The sequence below is a fragment of the Burkholderia sp. B10 genome (genome assembly GCF_004368385.1).
In the GTDB taxonomy this organism is placed as follows: Bacteria; Pseudomonadota; Gammaproteobacteria; order Burkholderiales; family Burkholderiaceae; genus Burkholderia; species Burkholderia vietnamiensis.
The window spans coordinates 57,642-73,457 of sequence record NZ_PQMX01000033.1; the positions used below are offsets into that span (position 1 = coordinate 57,642).

At 70.7% G+C, this 15,816-nt stretch carries 12 protein-coding genes; 6 read left to right on the forward strand and 6 right to left on the reverse strand.

The features are described from left to right. Position 1: 1 nt before the first annotated feature. The 5 genes from C3Y15_RS17800 to C3Y15_RS17820 all read right to left on the reverse strand — a co-directional run bounded on the left by C3Y15_RS17800 (position 2) and on the right by C3Y15_RS17820 (position 6,859). The gene (locus C3Y15_RS17800) at positions 2–187 is read right to left on the reverse strand and encodes a DUF2964 family protein (protein ID WP_045579792.1); all 186 of its coding nucleotides are present in this window, start codon (positions 185–187) and stop codon (positions 2–4) included. Positions 188–337: 150 nt separating this feature from the next. After that, entirely contained in the window at positions 338–1,462 is a 1,125-nt protein-coding gene (locus C3Y15_RS17805; protein ID WP_011880376.1) for an ABC transporter permease, read from the reverse strand. A 2-nt stretch (positions 1,463–1,464) separates the two neighbouring features. Next, positions 1,465–4,296, reverse strand: a complete 2,832-nt coding sequence (rbbA, locus tag C3Y15_RS17810; protein ID WP_059461653.1) for a ribosome-associated ATPase/putative transporter RbbA — start codon at positions 4,294–4,296, stop codon at positions 1,465–1,467. After that, positions 4,293–5,366: an HlyD family efflux transporter periplasmic adaptor subunit gene (locus tag C3Y15_RS17815; RefSeq protein WP_059461652.1), complete on the reverse strand. Its 1,074-nt coding sequence runs from the start codon at positions 5,364–5,366 to the stop codon at positions 4,293–4,295. Before C3Y15_RS17815 ends, rbbA begins: the two co-directional genes overlap by 4 nt. Continuing rightward, positions 5,363–6,859, reverse strand: a complete 1,497-nt coding sequence (locus C3Y15_RS17820) for an efflux transporter outer membrane subunit (protein WP_046428536.1) — start codon at positions 6,857–6,859, stop codon at positions 5,363–5,365. The genes C3Y15_RS17815 and C3Y15_RS17820 overlap by 4 nt, the downstream gene beginning before the upstream one ends. A 404-nt stretch (positions 6,860–7,263) precedes the next feature. Here C3Y15_RS17820 and C3Y15_RS17825 point away from each other — a divergent pair, with 404 nt between their 5' ends. The 3 genes from C3Y15_RS17825 to ftsH all read left to right on the forward strand — a co-directional run bounded on the left by C3Y15_RS17825 (position 7,264) and on the right by ftsH (position 10,433). After that, positions 7,264–7,911 carry a BON domain-containing protein gene (locus C3Y15_RS17825; protein ID WP_059461651.1) on the forward strand — a complete coding sequence of 216 codons (648 nt, stop codon included), beginning with the start codon at positions 7,264–7,266 and terminating at the stop codon, positions 7,909–7,911. A gap of 71 nt (positions 7,912–7,982) precedes the next feature. Next, the gene (locus tag C3Y15_RS17830) at positions 7,983–8,492 is read left to right on the forward strand and encodes a BCAM0308 family protein (protein ID WP_059461650.1); all 510 of its coding nucleotides are present in this window, start codon (positions 7,983–7,985) and stop codon (positions 8,490–8,492) included. Between the two features lie 33 nt (positions 8,493–8,525). After that, positions 8,526–10,433, forward strand: a complete 1,908-nt coding sequence (gene ftsH, locus C3Y15_RS17835; RefSeq protein ID WP_011880369.1) for an ATP-dependent zinc metalloprotease FtsH — start codon at positions 8,526–8,528, stop codon at positions 10,431–10,433. A gap of 88 nt (positions 10,434–10,521) precedes the next feature. On the opposite strand, the gene C3Y15_RS17840 is transcribed toward ftsH, so the two are convergent. Further along, on the reverse strand, positions 10,522–12,318 hold the full coding sequence (locus C3Y15_RS17840) for an adenosylcobalamin-dependent ribonucleoside-diphosphate reductase (protein WP_059461649.1): 1,797 nt from the start codon (positions 12,316–12,318) through the stop codon (positions 10,522–10,524). Between the two features lie 195 nt (positions 12,319–12,513). On the opposite strand from C3Y15_RS17840, the gene C3Y15_RS17845 reads away from it, so the two are divergent. The 3 genes from C3Y15_RS17845 to C3Y15_RS17855 all read left to right on the forward strand — a co-directional run bounded on the left by C3Y15_RS17845 (position 12,514) and on the right by C3Y15_RS17855 (position 15,583). Continuing rightward, positions 12,514–13,449: a 1-phosphofructokinase family hexose kinase gene (locus C3Y15_RS17845; RefSeq protein ID WP_059461648.1), complete on the forward strand. Its 936-nt coding sequence runs from the start codon at positions 12,514–12,516 to the stop codon at positions 13,447–13,449. A gap of 78 nt (positions 13,450–13,527) precedes the next feature. Then, positions 13,528–14,325, forward strand: a complete 798-nt coding sequence (locus C3Y15_RS17850) for a polysaccharide deacetylase family protein (protein WP_052747108.1) — start codon at positions 13,528–13,530, stop codon at positions 14,323–14,325. Next, complete coding sequence (locus C3Y15_RS17855) at positions 14,318–15,583, forward strand: putative glycoside hydrolase (RefSeq protein ID WP_059461647.1); 1,266 nt, start codon at positions 14,318–14,320, stop codon at positions 15,581–15,583. Before C3Y15_RS17850 ends, C3Y15_RS17855 begins: the two co-directional genes overlap by 8 nt. The last annotated feature ends 233 nt before the right edge of the window (positions 15,584–15,816 follow it).

Here is a 15,816-nt window from a genome sequence, read left to right on the forward strand (position 1 = left end):
GCTAGCGCTCGCTCGACGCCGGGCCCAGCTGGGCGACGAAGCCGACGATGCCCGACACCAGCGCGACGATCGCATACGGCGCGACCTGCTCGTCGATCAGCATCGCATGGACGACGCCGAGCAGCGATGCGAGCGCGATGAACACGCAGGACGTCGCCAGCGTGCTTCGATATTGCAGTCGAATCATGACGTTCTCCGGTTGAGCGGCGGCCGATGGCACGGCGGGGCCGCAGGCGATGGCGCCGCTGGTTGCGGCACATGGCGTCATGATCGCGTGCGGCGTCGCGTCGCAGTTGATCTGTGTCAACGGACCCGGGGGCGCCGCGCGCCGGACCGCTCAGGCCATCTGGCCGATCGTCTTGCGAAAGCGCGTCAGCGACAGCAGGAACAGCGCGCAGCCGATCGCGAACAGCGCCGCAAACTGCATCCACACCGCGTCGAGGCCGGCGCCGCGATAGAGGATGCGCTGCGCCAGCTCGACGAAATGGGTCGTCGGCGCGGCGAGCATGATGTCCTGCACCGCGAGCGGCATGCTCTCGCGCGGCGTGAGCCCGCCCGACAGCAGTTGCAGCGGCAGCAGCACCAGCACGAGCAGCATGCCGAACTGCGGCATGCTGCGCACTAGCGTCGCGAGAAAGATTCCCATCGACGTCGTCGCGAACAGGTGCAGCGCCATGCCGGCCACGAACAGCGGCACGGAGCCGGGAATCGGCACGTGCAGCGCGCCCTGCACGACGAAGCTCAGCGACGCGACCGCCGCCGCTGCGACCACGAGCCCCATCGACCACACCTTCGCGAGCATGATTTCCGCGGCGGTCACCGGCATCACGAGCAGGTGCTCGATCGTGCCGTGCTCGCGTTCGCGGATCAGCGCGGCGCCGGTGAGGATCATCGACAGCATCGTGACGTTGTTGATCAGCTCCATCAGCGCGCCGAACCACACTTCGTCGAGGTTCGGGTTGAAGCGCATGCGCATCGCGAGATCGACCGGCGGCAGCGGCGAGCCGCGATAGCGCTGCACGAACGAGTCGATCTCGCCCGACACGATCTGCTGGACGTAGCCGCCGCCGGTGAAGGCCTGCGTCATGCGCGTCGCATCGACGTTGAGCTGGACCGTCGCATGGCGGCCGGCCAGCACGTCGCGCTGGAAGTCGGGCGGGATGTCGAGCGAGAACGTGTAGTCGCCGTTGTCGAGGCCGCGATCGGCTGCGGCCGCGCCGACGATCGGCGGCGGCGCGAACTGCGGCGGGAAGAACGCCGCCGCGATGCGCGCGGACAGCGGCGACGCATCCTCGTCGACGATCGCGATCGGCACCTTGTGCAGCGTTTCGGGGCGGGCGGTGGCGGCGACGTAGATCGACGCGCTGAACGTGTAGACGATCAACGCGAGCAGGATCGGGTCGCGCGCGAGGCTCCAGAGTTCCTTCACTCCGAGCCGGAAGATGGCGTTCAGGCGTGACATGATCAGCGCTCCTGTTTGCGCAGCAGCATGCCGGTCATCACGAGGATGACGGGCACGGCCACGAGCATCGGCCAGAACTGCGACGACAGGTCGGACAGCCCGAGCGCCTTGTTGTACACGCCGCGGCTGATCGCGAGCATGTAGGTGGCCGGATAGATCGTGCCGATCCACTTGCCGCTGCCTTCCAGCGACGACAGCGGCGTGAGCAGCCCCGAGAACTGCACGACCGGTATCAGCGTACCGACGATCGTCATGAAGATCGCGGCGATCTGGCTGCGCGTGAAGGTCGACGCGAACAGGCCGATGCCGGTCGCCACCACGTTGAAGATCAGCACCGCGGCCGCCAGCGTCGCGAAACTGCCCTTGATCCGCACGCCGAACACGAGGTCGGCGAGCACCACCATCAGCAGGAAGTTAAGCATCGCCAGCATCACGTACGGCACCTGCTTGCCGATCAGGAATTCGGCGCGCGTGACGGGCGTCACGTACAGGTTCACGATCGACCCGAGCTCGCGTTCTCGCACCACGGCGAGCGCGGTGAGCATCGCGGGCAACATCAACAGCAGCATCGGCATGATCGCCGGAATCATGGCGGGCAAGCTCTTCACGTCGGGGTTGTAGCGATAGCGGACCGCGATGTCGACGGCCGGCGCGAGCGCCACGCCGAGACGGCGCTTCGCCTGGTCGCGCAGCCAGTTCTCGTGCATGCCGGCCACGTAGCCGCGGATCGTCTCGGCGCGCATCGGCATCGCGCCGTCGACCCACGCGCCGATCTCGACGTGCCGTCCGCGCGCGACGTCGCGCGCGAAGTCGGGCGGAATCTCGATCGCGAGCGACAGCTTGCCGTTGCGCATGCGGCGCTCGATGTCGCGATCGTCCGCGAGCGGCGCGCGCGGCACGAAGTAGCGCGAGCCGGCGAGGTTCTGCGCGTAGTCCTGGCTCAGGATCGACTGGTCGCGGTCGAGCACCGCGAACGTCAGGTTGTCGACGTCGAGGCTGATGCCGATGCTGATCACGCACATCAGCACGAGCGAGCCGAACAGCGCGAGCGTCGCCCGCAGCGGGTCGCGGCGCAGCTCCAGCACCTCGCGCCACAGGTAGCTGCCGGCGCGCGCGGCGCTGAACCATGCGGTCCGCGCCGCGCCGCGGGCGGCCGCGGGCGTGGCCGACGGGGCAGTGGCGAGCCAGCCGGCGTCGGACGACGCATCGGCCGCTGCGGCCGCATCGCTCGGGCTGTCCTCACGCTGCGCATCGGTGAGATAGCCGATGAACGCATCCTCGAGCGATGCCGCGCCGCGCATGCGCACCAGTTCCGCCGGCGCGGCGCTCGCGAGCACGCGGCCCGCATGCATCAGCGAGATGCGGTCGCAGCGCGCGGCCTCGTTCATGAAGTGCGTCGAGATGAAGATCGTGACGCGATCGCGGCGCGCCAGCTCGATCATCAGCCGCCAGAAGTCGTCGCGCGCGACCGGGTCGACGCCCGAGGTCGGCTCGTCGAGGATCAGCAGCTCCGGCTTGTGCACCATCGCGACCGCGAGCGACAGCCGCTGCCGCATCCCGAGCGGCAGGCGCTCCGGCAGCACGTCGAGCACGCCGGCGAGCCCGAAGCGCGCGACCATCTCGTCGACCCGCGCGGGCACGTCGGCTTCCGGCACGCCGAACAGGCGCGCGTGCAGCACGAGGTTCTGCCGCACGGTCAGCTCGCCGTACAGCGAAAAGCCCTGCGACATGTAGCCGACGCGGCGGCGCGTGTCGATGTCGTTGGCGGCGACCGGCTGGCCGAACAGCGTCGCCGTGCCTTCGGACGCCGGCAGCAAGCCGGTGAGCATCTTCATCGTCGTCGACTTGCCGCAGCCGTTGGAGCCGAGAAACCCGAAGATTTCGCCGCGACGGATCTGCAGGCTCACGTGGTCCACCGCGACGAACTCGCCGAACCGCATCGTCAGCCCGTCGGCCTCGATCGCGTAGCCGGCGGTCGCGTCGGGCCGGAACGGTTCGATCTGCACCGGCTGGTGCCCCTTGCGGCGCTCGTCCGGCAGCAGCGCGATGAACGCGGCCTCCAGCGTGTCGCAGCCGGTGCGCGCGAGCAGGTCGGCGGGGCTGCCGGTGGCCAGCACGCGGCCGGCGTCCATCGCGATCAGCCAGTCGAAGCGGCGCGCCTCGTCCATGTAGGCGGTCGCGACCAGCACGCTCATGGCGGGCCGCGCGACGCGAATGCGCGCGATCAGATCCCAGAACTGCGCGCGCGACAGCGGATCGACGCCGGTCGTCGGCTCGTCGAGGATCAGCAGGTCGGGATCGTGGATCAGCGCGCAGCACAGGCCGAGCTTCTGCTTCATCCCGCCGGACAGCTTGCCGGCCGGGCGGTCGAGGAACGGATGCAGGCCGGTGCTGCGCGTCAGCGCGTCGATCCGGCGGCGCCGCTCGGCCGCGTCGTGGCCGAACAGGCGCGCGAAGAACTGCAGGTTCTCCTCGACCGACAGCGTCGCGTACAGGTTGCGACCGAGGCCCTGCGGCATGTACGCGATGCGCCGGCATACGCGCGCGCGATCGCGGCGCGACGACAGATCGGCGTCGAGCGCGTGCACGTGCCCCTGCTGGATCGCGCGCGCGCCCGACACGAGTGCGAGCAGGCTCGACTTGCCGACGCCGTCCGGGCCGATCAGCCCGATCATGCGGCCGGCCGGGATCTCGAGCGTCACGTCGTCGAGCGCCGCCTTGCCGCCGTAGCGCAGCGACACGCCCGACAGCCGGGCGACCGGCGCCGGGCCGGCCGCGCCCGGCGCGCCGTCGGTCGCGCGGCTGCCGGTATCTGCGCGCGTCGTCGTGTTCACTGCGGCACCTTGATCGCGAGGCGCTCGGGCCACGCCGCGTGCGAATCGGTCTTCAGCCACGCGACGCCCGGCAGCCCGGTCTTCACCAGCTTCAGATGGCGCTGCAGCAAGTCGCGATCGATCCGCGCCTTGACGCGGAACATCAGCTTCTGCCGTTCGCTGGCCGTCTCGACCGTCTTCGGCGTGAACTGCGCGGTGCTCGACACGTACGACACGCGGGCCGGAATCACGTATTCCGGCGCCGCATCGAGGACGATCCGCACGTCGGCGCCGAGCGGCACGCGACCGACCGCCGCTTCCGGCAGGAAGAACGTCATGTACACGTCGGACAGATCGACGACGTTGAGCACCTTGCCGCCGGCCGGCAGCACTTCGCCCGACTCGGCGATGCGGTACTGCACGCGGCCGTCGCGCGGCGAGGTCAGCTCGCTGTCCGCGATGTCGGCGCGCACGCGCGCGACGGTCGCTTGCGCTGCCGTCACTGCGGAGCGCGCCGCGACGAGCTGCGCCTGGGTCGCGTCGATCGCGGCCTGCGCGGCCTGCACCTGCGCGCGCGCGGCATTCACAGTCGCGCGCAGGCTGCCCGCGCGGGCGCGGTCGTCGTCGAGTTCCTGCAGCGACGAGGCGCCGTCGCGCGACAGCGTCTCGGAGCGCACCAGCCGCCGCGTGGCTGCGTCGAGCTCGCTTTCGCGCTGCACGACGACGGCCTCGGCCGCCGCCTTGTCGCTGCGGCGCTGCGCGACCTGCGCGTCGACGCTCGCTGCGGTGTTCACGGCCTGCTGCGCGCGCGCCTGCGCTTCGTCGAGCTGCGCCTGCAGCACCACGACGTCCATCCGGGCGAGCGGCTGGCCGGCCTTCACGAAGTCGCCTTCGTCGACGAGCATCGCGGTCACGCGCCCGGGCAGCTTGGTCGCGACGTCGATTTCGGTCGCCTCGATGCGGCCGTTGCCGCTGACGAGCCCCGCATCGGTCTGGCCGTCGCGCCAGCGCGACCAGCCGTAATAGGCGACGCAGACGGCGAGCACGGCCGCACCGGCACCGATCAGAAGAGGGCGCGGGATGGTTTTCATTGTCTGTTTTCCGAGTCAGTCGAATGGATAGGCTGCTGCGCCGTCGGCGGCACGCGCGGATCGTCGGGGCCGCCGCCCAGCGCGCCGTACAGCGCGACGCGGCTCGACAGCAGCGCGCGCCGCGTGACGACGAGCTGCTGCTCGGCGTTCATCAGGTCGCGCTGCGCGTCGAGCACTTCGAGGAAGCGCGTCGCGCCGCTGTCGTAGCGCAGCTTCGCGAGGCGCGCGCGCTCGGCCTGCGACGCCAGCGTCGCGCGTTCGATCGCGACCTGGTCGGCGAGCCAGTGGCGCGCGGCGAGCGCGTCGGAGACGTCGCGGAACGCGCCTTGCAGCGTTTTCTCGTAGCGGGCGAGCGCCTCGTCGCGCTGCGCGTTCGCGAGTGCGAGGTTCGAACGGTTGCGGCCGCCGTCGATGAGCGGCAGCGTGGCGCTGGGGATCAGCGACCACACGCCCGTTCCCGACGTCAGCAGGTCGTGCAGCGCCGTGCTGCCGGAGCCGATCGCGCTCGTCAACGCGATGCGCGGGAAGAACGCCGCGCGCGCCGCGCCGATGTTCGCGCGGCTCGCCTGCAGTTCGTGCTCGGCCGCGATCACGTCCGGACGGCGCTCGAGCAGCGACGAAGGCAGGCCGGGCGCGAGCGACGGCAGCACCGCGCCGTCGTCGAGCGCGAGCGGCGCTGCGCCCAGCTCGGGGGGCGCGCCGACCAGCAGCGCGAGCGCATCGGCCGCCGTGGCGCGCGCCTGCTGCAACTGGACGCCGAGCGACTCGGCCTGCTGCAGCAGGATCTCCGACTGCGTGAGGTCGAGGCGCGAGATCGCGCCGGCCGCGTAACGCAGCCGGAAGATCCGCAGCGATTCGCGGCGCGTGTCAATCGTCGCGCGCGTCAGCACGATCCGCTCGTCGATCTCGCACAGCGTCAGATACGCGTTCGCGACGCCGGTGACGACGCTCAGCGTCGTCGCCTGGCGGGCCGCGTCGCTCGCGAGATAGCGCTGCAGCGCGGCCGCCTTCAGGCTGCGCACGCGGCCCCAGAAATCGATCTCCCATTGGGTCTCGGCCAGTTGCACCTCGTAGAGCTGGCCGATCATGGGCGCCGGCGTCAGCAAGCCGCCCGGCGTGCGAAACCGCGCGTAGGCCGCACCGGCGCCGATCGTCGGCCACTGGTCCGCGCTGCGGACGCCGTAGACCGCGCGCGCCTCGTCGACGCGTGCCACGGCCGCGCGCAGGTCGCGGTTGTTCGTGAGCGCCTGCGCGATCAGCGCCTGAAGGCGCGTGTCGACGAAGTAGGCGTGCCAGTCGGGCGCCTGCGCGGCGGGCGCCGCGGCGGCCGACGGATCGGGGAAGGCGGCGGGAATCGGTGCGGGCGGGCGCGTGTCGGCAGGCGCGAGCGACAGGCATCCCGACAGCAGTCCCAGGCCCGCCAACAGCACGGCGACACGCATGCGCCGCACGACGGTCGGGTGAAACGGAGCGGCAAGCGCGGCAGCGCGCATGGAAGGCCTCGACGAATGCAGGAATACGGGATGGCGGCGCCCTCGGGCGTCGCCGCTTCGGCCTCGTTTATATCCGACGATTACCGGGTTTCCCCTTGATCTGGGTCACTCGGGCCGGATTGCGTGTCGAGCGGCCCCTCGATTGACGCGCGCACCGAGACGTGGCCGCGATGCCGGCGCGCCGGGGCGGCCTGCTGTGCCGCCGCGGCGTCGTCAGTTTCGGTCGACCGGGGCGATCGAAGCAGCGCGGGGCGGACGGCGGCGCACCGACGCGCGGCCGCCGCGAGCCGGCCGTTGCTTGATCCTCGTCAAGCCGTCGCGGCCGCCGTGCGCGATGCTGATCGCGATGGTGCACGGATCCGGTCGCAAACGTCGCGGCCGGCATGCGCCGACGGGAGACCGGCATGAAGTCCGACGCCGTACTGAAGCAGGATGTCGAGCAGGCGCTGTTCTGGAATCCGGCGATCGATGCGCGCCGGATCGACGTCGAGGTCCGCGACCGGATCGTGACGCTGCGCGGTAGCGTCGACAGCTGGGCGCAGAAGCTGGAAGCGCAGAAAACCGCTTTGCATGTCGCCGATGCGCGCGCGCTGGTGCTCGAACTGAGCGTCACGCCGCCGGAAAGCGCGTGCGCCGACCACGAGCTGGCGATCGCCATCACGTTCGCGCTCGGCTGGCAGGAGGCGCTGCGCGATCACAAGATCGCGGTCGAGGTCGATCACGGCTGCGTGACGCTCGACGGCGAAGTCGACCATGCGTATCAGAGCCGCGCGGCGGAAGCGATGGTGAGCCGGATGACCGGCGTCGTCGGCGTGGCGAACCGCATCCGCGTGCGCGGCGACCATACGGTGCCGGACGTCGGCGCGCGGATCGCCGACGCCCTCGCGCGTCGCGCGCGGCGCGAATCCTCGGGCATTTCGATCGACGCGAGCGACGGCGTGGTCACGCTGTCGGGCACCGTGGCGTCGCTGGCCGACAAGCGTGCCGTGTGCGGCGCGGCTGGCGCAGTGCGCGGCGTACGGCAGGTCGTGGACCGGCTGACCGTCGCCTGAGCGTTGCTTGACCGGTGCGCGAGCGTCGCACGACCGTCGCGCCGGTGTTGTCCACTGTCAGGAGAAAGGCGATGAACCGTTCGAATGGCGGCTCCGGCCGCAACCCTCTGCGCCGCGACAAGCGGATGCAACCGCATACGAAGGACAGCTATCGCGAGCCGAAGCGGCCCAAAGGCGACCGGATCTGCGAGGGCTGCGGCGCGGTCTGCGACGCGGGCCGCTGGACCTGGTACGCGACGCCGCGCGATCGGCGCCAGCTCGAATGCCCGGCCTGCAAGCGCATGCGCGAAAACGTGCCGGCCGGCGAGCTGGTGCTGCACGGCGCGTATCTGCACGCGCATCGCGGGATGATCCTCGAGCTGCTGCAGCGTCAGGCCGACATGGAGACGAGCGAGCACGCGCTCGAGCGCATCATGGAGATCGAGCGGTCCGCCGATTCGGTCACCGTGCGCACGACCGGCGCACACATGGTCAGGCGCCTGGCCGAGGCGCTGCTGCATGCGCATCACGGCAGTCTCGCGATCAACTATCGCGACGGCGAAGACATGCTGCGTGCGCACTGGACGCGCGACGATGCGTGAACCGGTGCTGGGCCGCCCGGCAGGGTCTAGCCGATGAAAAAAACCTTCGACTACTCCGGCCTGCTGATTCCGATCGCGTTCGCGGTACTGATCGCGGTTCAACTGTTCGGGCGTCAGCCGGCGGCGACCGCGATCTCCTACAGCGATTTCCACCACCTCGTGGAAGCGCGGCTCGTCGACGATCTGGAGATCGGGCAGACGTCGATCTCCGGCACGCTGCGCATGCCGCAGGCGGGGGCGGCGCTGCCGGCCTCCGACGCGGCCGACGTGAAGGCGGCCGGTGCGCCGTGGCGCTTCACCACGAACCGCGTGAGCGACGACAATCTGGTTGCGGCGCTGACCGCGGCCGGGATTCGCTACCGCGGCGCGGCCGATACCGGCTGGATCGGCACGCTCGCGACCTGGATCTTTCCGTTGATCGGCTTCGTCGTGATCTGGACGTTCATGACGCGCCGGCCGGGCGGGATGCGCGACCTGAGCGGGATGGGCAAGAGCCGCGCGCGCGTGTACATGCAGAAGGAAACCGGCATCACGTTCGACGACATCGCGGGCATCGACGAGGCGAAGGCAGAGCTGCAGCAGATCGTCGCGTTTCTGCGCGATCCGGATCGCTATCAGCGGCTCGGCGGCAAGATTCCGAAGGGCGTGCTGATCGTCGGCGCGCCGGGCACCGGCAAGACGCTTCTCGCGCGCGCCGTCGCCGGCGAGGCGGCGGTGCCGTTCTTCACGATCAGCGGCTCGGCATTCGTCGAGATGTTCGTCGGCGTCGGCGCGGCGCGCGTGCGTGACCTGTTCGAACAGGCGCAGCAAACCGCGCCGTGCATCGTCTTCATCGACGAGCTCGATGCGCTCGGCAAGGCGCGCGGCGTCGGGCTGATGTCGGGCAACGACGAGCGCGAGCAGACGCTCAACCAGCTGCTCGTCGAGATGGACGGCTTCCAGGCCAACTCCGGCGTGATCATCATGGCCGCGACCAACCGGCCGGAGATTCTCGATCCCGCGCTGCTGCGCCCCGGCCGCTTCGACCGCCACATCGCGATCGACCGGCCCGACCTGAACGGCCGCAAGCAGATCCTGACCGTGCATACGAAGCGCGTGAAGGTCGCGCCGGGCGTCGATCTCGCCGAGCTCGCGCAGCGCACGCCGGGCTTCGTCGGCGCCGATCTCGCGAACGTCGTCAACGAAGCCGCGCTGCATGCGGCCGAGCTCGGCAAGCCGGCGATCGACATGACCGATTTCGACGAGGCGATCGATCGCGCGATGACCGGCATGGAGCGCAAGAGCCGCGTGATGAACGAGCAGGAGAAGCGCACCATCGCGTACCACGAATCGGGGCACGCGCTCGTCGCGCAAAGCCGCGAGCATTGCGATCCGGTGAAGAAGGTGTCGATCATCCCGCGCGGGATCGCGGCGCTCGGCTACACGCAGCAGGTACCGACCGAAGATCGCTACGTGCTGCGCAGGAGCGAACTGCTCGACCGGCTCGACGTGCTGCTCGGCGGGCGCGTGGCAGAGGAAATCGCGTTCGGCGACGTGTCGACCGGCGCGCAGAACGATCTGGAGCGCGCCACCGCGCTCGCGCGCCACATGGTCATGCAGTACGGGATGAGCGAGCGGCTCGGCCTCGCGACGCTCGACGACGGTGCACTGCAGCACGGCGCGCCGGGCGTATGGACGCCGGGCGACGGCCACTGCAGCGAACACACGGCGCAGCTGATCGACGAGGAGGTGCGCGCGCTGCTCGAGGACGCGCACGCGCGCGTGACCGCGACGCTCGCCGCGCACCGCGATGCGCTCGAACGGATCGCGCGCAGCCTGCTGCAGCACGAATCGATCGACCACGACATGCTGGTCGCGCTGATCGCGGCGCCGGACGACGCCGGCCCGACGTCGGGCGCCGCATCGACCGATACTGAAAGCGTCAGCGGCACGTCCGCCTGACGGCCGGAGCGGGGCGGGGCGGCGTTCATCGCTATCGCGTCGCATGTGGACCGCGGGCTGTCGTCCGCCGGCTGTCGCGCGGTTCGGTTCAACAACCGATGCAGACCGGCCCGTCGCGGCGCGCTTGCGTCGCGTCGTCCATGACGACCGCCGCGAGCCGCGGGTCGGGCCGGAACACCGTGATGCCTTTCAGACCGTCGCGCCACGCCTGCACGAACAGCGCGTCGACCTGCGCGAGCGAACACCGGTCGGGCAGCGTCACCGTCTTCGAGATGCCGGCATCCACGCAGGGCTGCAGCGCCGCGAGCATCGCGACGTGATCGGCCGGTGCGATCTCCGCCGCGGTCACGAAATAGTCGGGCAGCCGTTCGTGCTCGCCATGCAGCGCGCGAAACAGCCGGTAAGCGTGATTCTGCGCATGAAACTGGCGGACCCGACCGTCGGCCGTATGCACCATCCTGCGCTGGGTCCAGCCGACGGCCGGCTCGATGCCGTTCGAGCAGTTGTCGCAGAACGCGAGGCTCACGCTGCCGGCCGGCGCGAACGACAGCAGATGACTGTTGCGCAGCCCGTGCCGCGCGATCGCGTGCTGTACGTTCAGCGGCAGCAGCGTGCGGTGCGCGGGGCCGGTCAGATAGTCGGCCGGATCGTATGCCGGAAAGGCGCCGCGTTCGGCCGCGAGCGCCGCCGACGCGGCAAACGCATGTTCGCGCATCGACAGCACGATCGAGCGCGCGAAGGCGCGGGCGTCGGCGCTGTCGTAACGCAGCCGCAGCATCGTCAGCGCGTCGGCCAGCCCGGTCACGCCGACGCCGATGCGGCGCGTGCGCCGCGCCTCGCGCTGGTGCGCGGCGAGCGGCCATGCGGTCAGGTCCAGCACGTCGTCGAGCATGCGGACCTGGATGCGCACCGCGTCGGCGAGCGTCGCGAAGTCGAAGCGCGGCTTGCCTTCGACGCCGAACGGGTGCAGCACGAACCGCGACAGGTCGATCGGGCCGAGCACGCAGCTGCCGTACGCGGGCAGCGGCTGCTCGCCGCACGGGTTGGTCGCGTCGATCCGTTCGTGCTCGCGCAGCGGGTTCGCAGCGCGGATGGTGTCGACGAACAGCAGCCCCGGTTCGGCGCTGTCGCGCGCCGCGGCGACGATCTCGTGCCACAGCGTGCGTGCCGCGACCGTCGCGTAAACATGGCTTCCGTCCGGCCGGCGTGGCGCCGCGATGGACGCCCGGTGAGGCGGCGCACGATGGACGAGCGCCCACGGCCGGTCGTGCAGGACCGCTTCCATGAAGGCGTCGGTGATGCCGACCGACACGTTGAAGGTCGGCCAGCGCGATCGTCCGCGCTTGACCGCGACGAATGCCGCGAGGTCCGGATGATCGCAGCGCAGGACGGCCATCTGCGCGCCGCGGCGCGGGCCGGTGAACGGCAGCGCGCGGCACATCGCGTCGAAGCGGTCGATCGCCGCGCATGCGCCAGCGTCCGACGCCGCGCGGCGCTCGTAGGCGTCGAGCGGCGGCACCGGCGAGAAGTCGTAGCCGATTCCGCCGCCCATCAGCAGCGTGCGCCGCGCGTCGCCGAGCGCGTGCGTGAGCGCCGCATCGACGGCCCGCGCGCGCGTGTCGGCCGGCATCGCGAGCGGATGGACGAAGCAGTTGACCATCGTGCCGCCCGTATCGGCGCCGGCGTTCGCGAGGATGCGGCCGGCGCCGAGCGCGCCGCGCTGCAGGTTCAGGAAGAACGCGCGCTCGCACTGCGCGCGCAGCTCGGGCGGCTCGGCGAGCGACAGCGCGCGCGCGACGCGCTGGAATACGGCCGCACGCGACGTCTCGCCGGGCTGCGCGTAGCGCTCGGCGAACACGGTGCTGCACAGCGGCTGCTCATCCATGGCGGGCTCGGCGGCGAAGAATGATTCACTGTAGGAGCCTGCACGCGTGCGTCGTTGATCGAGCGCAATCGTGTGCGGTTGCGGGATCGATTGACTGGCATCAACGCCGCGACCGTCGCCGCACGTATGGTGGAGCCACGGCCGGCGCGCGCACCGTCGCGGCGCGCGTGCCATCGACTGCACAAGACCCACACCATGACAGATATCGTTACCGTTACCCTGAACCCGGCCGTCGACGTCGCGACGTCGGTCGAGCACATCGTTGACACGCACAAGCTGCGCTGCGCGCGGCCGCGCCGCGACCCGGGCGGCGGCGGCATCAACGTCGCGCGGACCATCCACCGGCTCGGCGGCGACTGCGTCGCGCTGTACCTGGCCGGCGGCCCGACCGGCGACGTGCTGACGTTGTTGCTCGAGGCCGAGCGCCTGCCGAGCGTGCGCATCCGGATCGTCGGCGAGACGCGCGAGAACGTCTGCGTGACCGAGACCTCGACCGGGCGCGAATACCGCTTTTTGATGCCGGGGCCATCGGTGAGCGACGTCGAGTGGCGCGACTGCGCGGCCCGCCTCGACGCGATGCAGCCGGCGCCGCGCTATCTCGTGCTGAGCGGCAGTCTGCCGCCCGGCGCGCCCGACGATCTGTACGCGACGCTCGCACGGGCCGCGAAGGCGCGGGGCAGCCGCGTCGTCGTCGACGCGTCGGGCCGTGCGCTGGGCGCGGCGCTGGAGGAGGGCGTTCATCTCGTGAAGCCCAGTATCGGCGAGCTCAGCGCGCTGGCCGGCGAAGCGCTCGACGATGCGTCCGCGTGCCGAGTGGCGAGCGAACTCGTCGCGCGCGGCCAGGCCGAGATCGTCGCGTTGACGCTCGGCGCGCGCGGCGCGTGGGTCGTCACGCGCGATCGGTCGTTGCGTCTTCCCGGGCGGCCGGCAGCGGTATGCAGCACGGTCGGCGCCGGCGACAGTTTCGTCGGCGGCATGGTGTGGGCGCTGGCGCGCGGCGTGCCGCTCGACGACGCGTGCCGCTATGCGCTCGCCGCATCGGCTTCGTCGGTCGAGCATCCGGGCACCGCCCTGTGCACGCGCGCGGACGTCGAGCGCATCCACGACGAAATCGTTGCGCTCGCAAGCTGATCGGTGACCGTTGATCTGGCTCAGCGGCATCCACGCCGCGATCGCGAACAATGGGGCAGCCCGTCTACGAGGACCGCCATGGCCTTGCGCATGCTCGTCTGTCTACTCCTGCTGTCGTGCGTGCCGCCGCTGTGGGCGGCGGACGACGCAGGCGCCGGTGCGCCGCAGCCGCAGCGTGTGCTGATCCTGGCCTACCACCGGTTCGCGACGACGCGCGTCGATTCGATGACGGTGCGCATCGATACGTTGCGCGACCAGCTGCAGGCGATCGACGCGAACGGCTACCGGATCGTGCCGCTCGCCGACGTCGTGCGTTGGCAGCGCGGCGATGCGGTTGCGCTGCCCGCGCGTGCGGTCGCCATCACCGTCGACGACGGTCACCGCTCCGTCTACGACGTGCTGCGCCCGCTGCTCGCGGCGCATCCGATGCCCGTCACGCTGTTCGTCTATCCGTCGGCAATCTCCAACGCCGGCTATGCGATGACGTGGGATCAGCTGCGCGCGCTCGGGCAATCCGCCGACGTCGCCATCGAGTCGCACACGTACTGGCATCCGAATTTCCATACCGAGCGGGCGCGGCAGACGCCGGCCGACTACCGGCGCTTCGTGTCGTTCCAGTTGCGGCGCTCGCGCGAACGGCTCGAGGCCGAGATCGGCCGGCCCGTCACGCTGCTGGCCTGGCCGTTCGGCGTCCACGATGCGCAGACCGACGAGCAGGCGGCGGCCGAGGGCTACGTCGCCGCCTTCACGATCGATGCGCGCCCGGTCCGGCGCACCGATTCCGCGATGGCGCTGCCGCGCTATCTGATGACCGACGCGTGCGACACGCGCTGCATGAACGGACTGCTGAGAAGCGCCGGAGGAAGCCATGATTGAGCGCGTGATCGCGTGTCTGCTCGTATTGTTTACCGGTGTCGCCGCGGTCGCCGCGCATGCGGCGCCGGTGTCGATCACCGTGGTCGATGCGGGCAACGGTCATCCGCTGGCCGGCGCGATCGGCCATGCCGGCGGCGTGAACCGGACCGCGGATCGCGACGGCGCGTTTTCGCTGGAGCTCGATGCGGCCGGTACGCGCGTGAGCGTGCGCGCGCCCGGCTACGCGCGCGCCGAGCTCACGCTGGCGCCGACCGACGCGGCCCATACGATCCGGCTGGCGCCGGTGCGTCCGAAAGCGGTTTACCTGTCGGCGTACGGTGTCGCGGACCACACGTTGCGCGACGCCGCGCTCGCGCTGCAGGGCACGACCGCGATCAACGCGCTCGTCATCGACGTGAAGGGCGACAGCGGCGTCACGCCGTATCGCAGCCTCGCGCGCGAAGTGTCCGGTGCGGCGAGTCATGCGGCGGGCGCGATCGTGCATCCGCCCGATCTGCCGGAGCTGCTGCGGACGTTCCATGCGCGCGGCCTTTACGTGATCGGGCGCATCGTCGTGTTCAAGGACGACGCGCTGGCCCGTGCGCATCCCGAATGGGCGGTGCGCGATGCGGCCGGGGAGATCTGGCAGGATCGCGAGCATCAGCGCTGGATCGATCCGACGTCGCGCGCGGCGTGGCAACACAATTACGACATCGCCGAAGAGGCGGCCCGGATGGGGTTCGACGAAATCCAGTTCGACTATCTGCGGTTTCCCGACGCGAACGGCCTGCGGTTCGCCGAGCCCAATACCGAGGCCAACCGGGTCGCGGCGATCAGCGGTTTTCTGACCGGCGCGCGCGAGCGGCTGCGTCCGTACAACCTGTACCTGTCGGCCGACATTTTCGGCTACGTGTGCTGGAACAGCGACGACACCGCGATCGGGCAGCGGCTCGATGCACTGGGCACGGTGGTCGACTACGTGTCGCCGATGCTGTATCCGTCGGGTTTCACGTGGGGACTGCCCGGCTGCCGCAAGCCGACCGAGCATGCCGGCGAGATCGTCGCGCGGTCGCTGGCCGAGGCGAAGCGCCGGACCGGGATGGACGGCGTGCGCTTCCGGCCGTGGCTGCAGGCCTTTCGCGACTACGCGTTCGATCATCGGCCGTTCGACGCCGACGAGATCCGCGCGCAGGTCGATGCGGCCGACGCGGAGGGGACTGATGGGTGGATGCTGTGGAATCCGCGTAATCGCTATGATCCGGCGGCGTTGCCGCGGTGAGTGGGAGGTTGCGGCGGGTGGCCGGGGCGGCGCGAATCGGTGCCGCGATGGGACGGAGAGGCTATCCGTGAGCGATGCGCGGCAATGCGGTCGTGATGGCGAACGGGTCTGTCGGCATCGGCATCGGCATCGGCATCGGCATCGGCGAGTCGAATTGCGAGCGGGCGGGTGAAGCGCTGTGCGGTCCGGCGCGACCGCCGGTGATGCGGCGGCAGTTGCTGGCAGGCCAGTAA

Excerpts from the sequence above, each read along its gene's own strand:
- C3Y15_RS17800 (WP_045579792.1), bottom strand. The coding sequence starts at position 187 with ATGATTCGACTGCAATATCGAAGCACGCTGGCGACGTCCTGCGTGTTC.
- C3Y15_RS17805 (WP_011880376.1), bottom strand. The coding sequence starts at position 1,462 with ATGTCACGCCTGAACGCCATCTTCCGGCTCGGAGTGAAGGAACTCTGG.
- C3Y15_RS17815 (WP_059461652.1), bottom strand. The coding sequence starts at position 5,366 with ATGAAAACCATCCCGCGCCCTCTTCTGATCGGTGCCGGTGCGGCCGTG.
- C3Y15_RS17820 (WP_046428536.1), bottom strand. The coding sequence starts at position 6,859 with ATGCGCGCTGCCGCGCTTGCCGCTCCGTTTCACCCGACCGTCGTGCGG.
- C3Y15_RS17825 (WP_059461651.1), top strand. The coding sequence starts at position 7,264 with ATGAAGTCCGACGCCGTACTGAAGCAGGATGTCGAGCAGGCGCTGTTC.
- C3Y15_RS17830 (WP_059461650.1), top strand. The coding sequence starts at position 7,983 with ATGAACCGTTCGAATGGCGGCTCCGGCCGCAACCCTCTGCGCCGCGAC.
- ftsH (WP_011880369.1), top strand. The coding sequence starts at position 8,526 with ATGAAAAAAACCTTCGACTACTCCGGCCTGCTGATTCCGATCGCGTTC.
- C3Y15_RS17840 (WP_059461649.1), bottom strand. The coding sequence starts at position 12,318 with ATGGATGAGCAGCCGCTGTGCAGCACCGTGTTCGCCGAGCGCTACGCG.
- C3Y15_RS17845 (WP_059461648.1), top strand. The coding sequence starts at position 12,514 with ATGACAGATATCGTTACCGTTACCCTGAACCCGGCCGTCGACGTCGCG.
- C3Y15_RS17850 (WP_052747108.1), top strand. The coding sequence starts at position 13,528 with ATGGCCTTGCGCATGCTCGTCTGTCTACTCCTGCTGTCGTGCGTGCCG.
- C3Y15_RS17855 (WP_059461647.1), top strand. The coding sequence starts at position 14,318 with ATGATTGAGCGCGTGATCGCGTGTCTGCTCGTATTGTTTACCGGTGTC.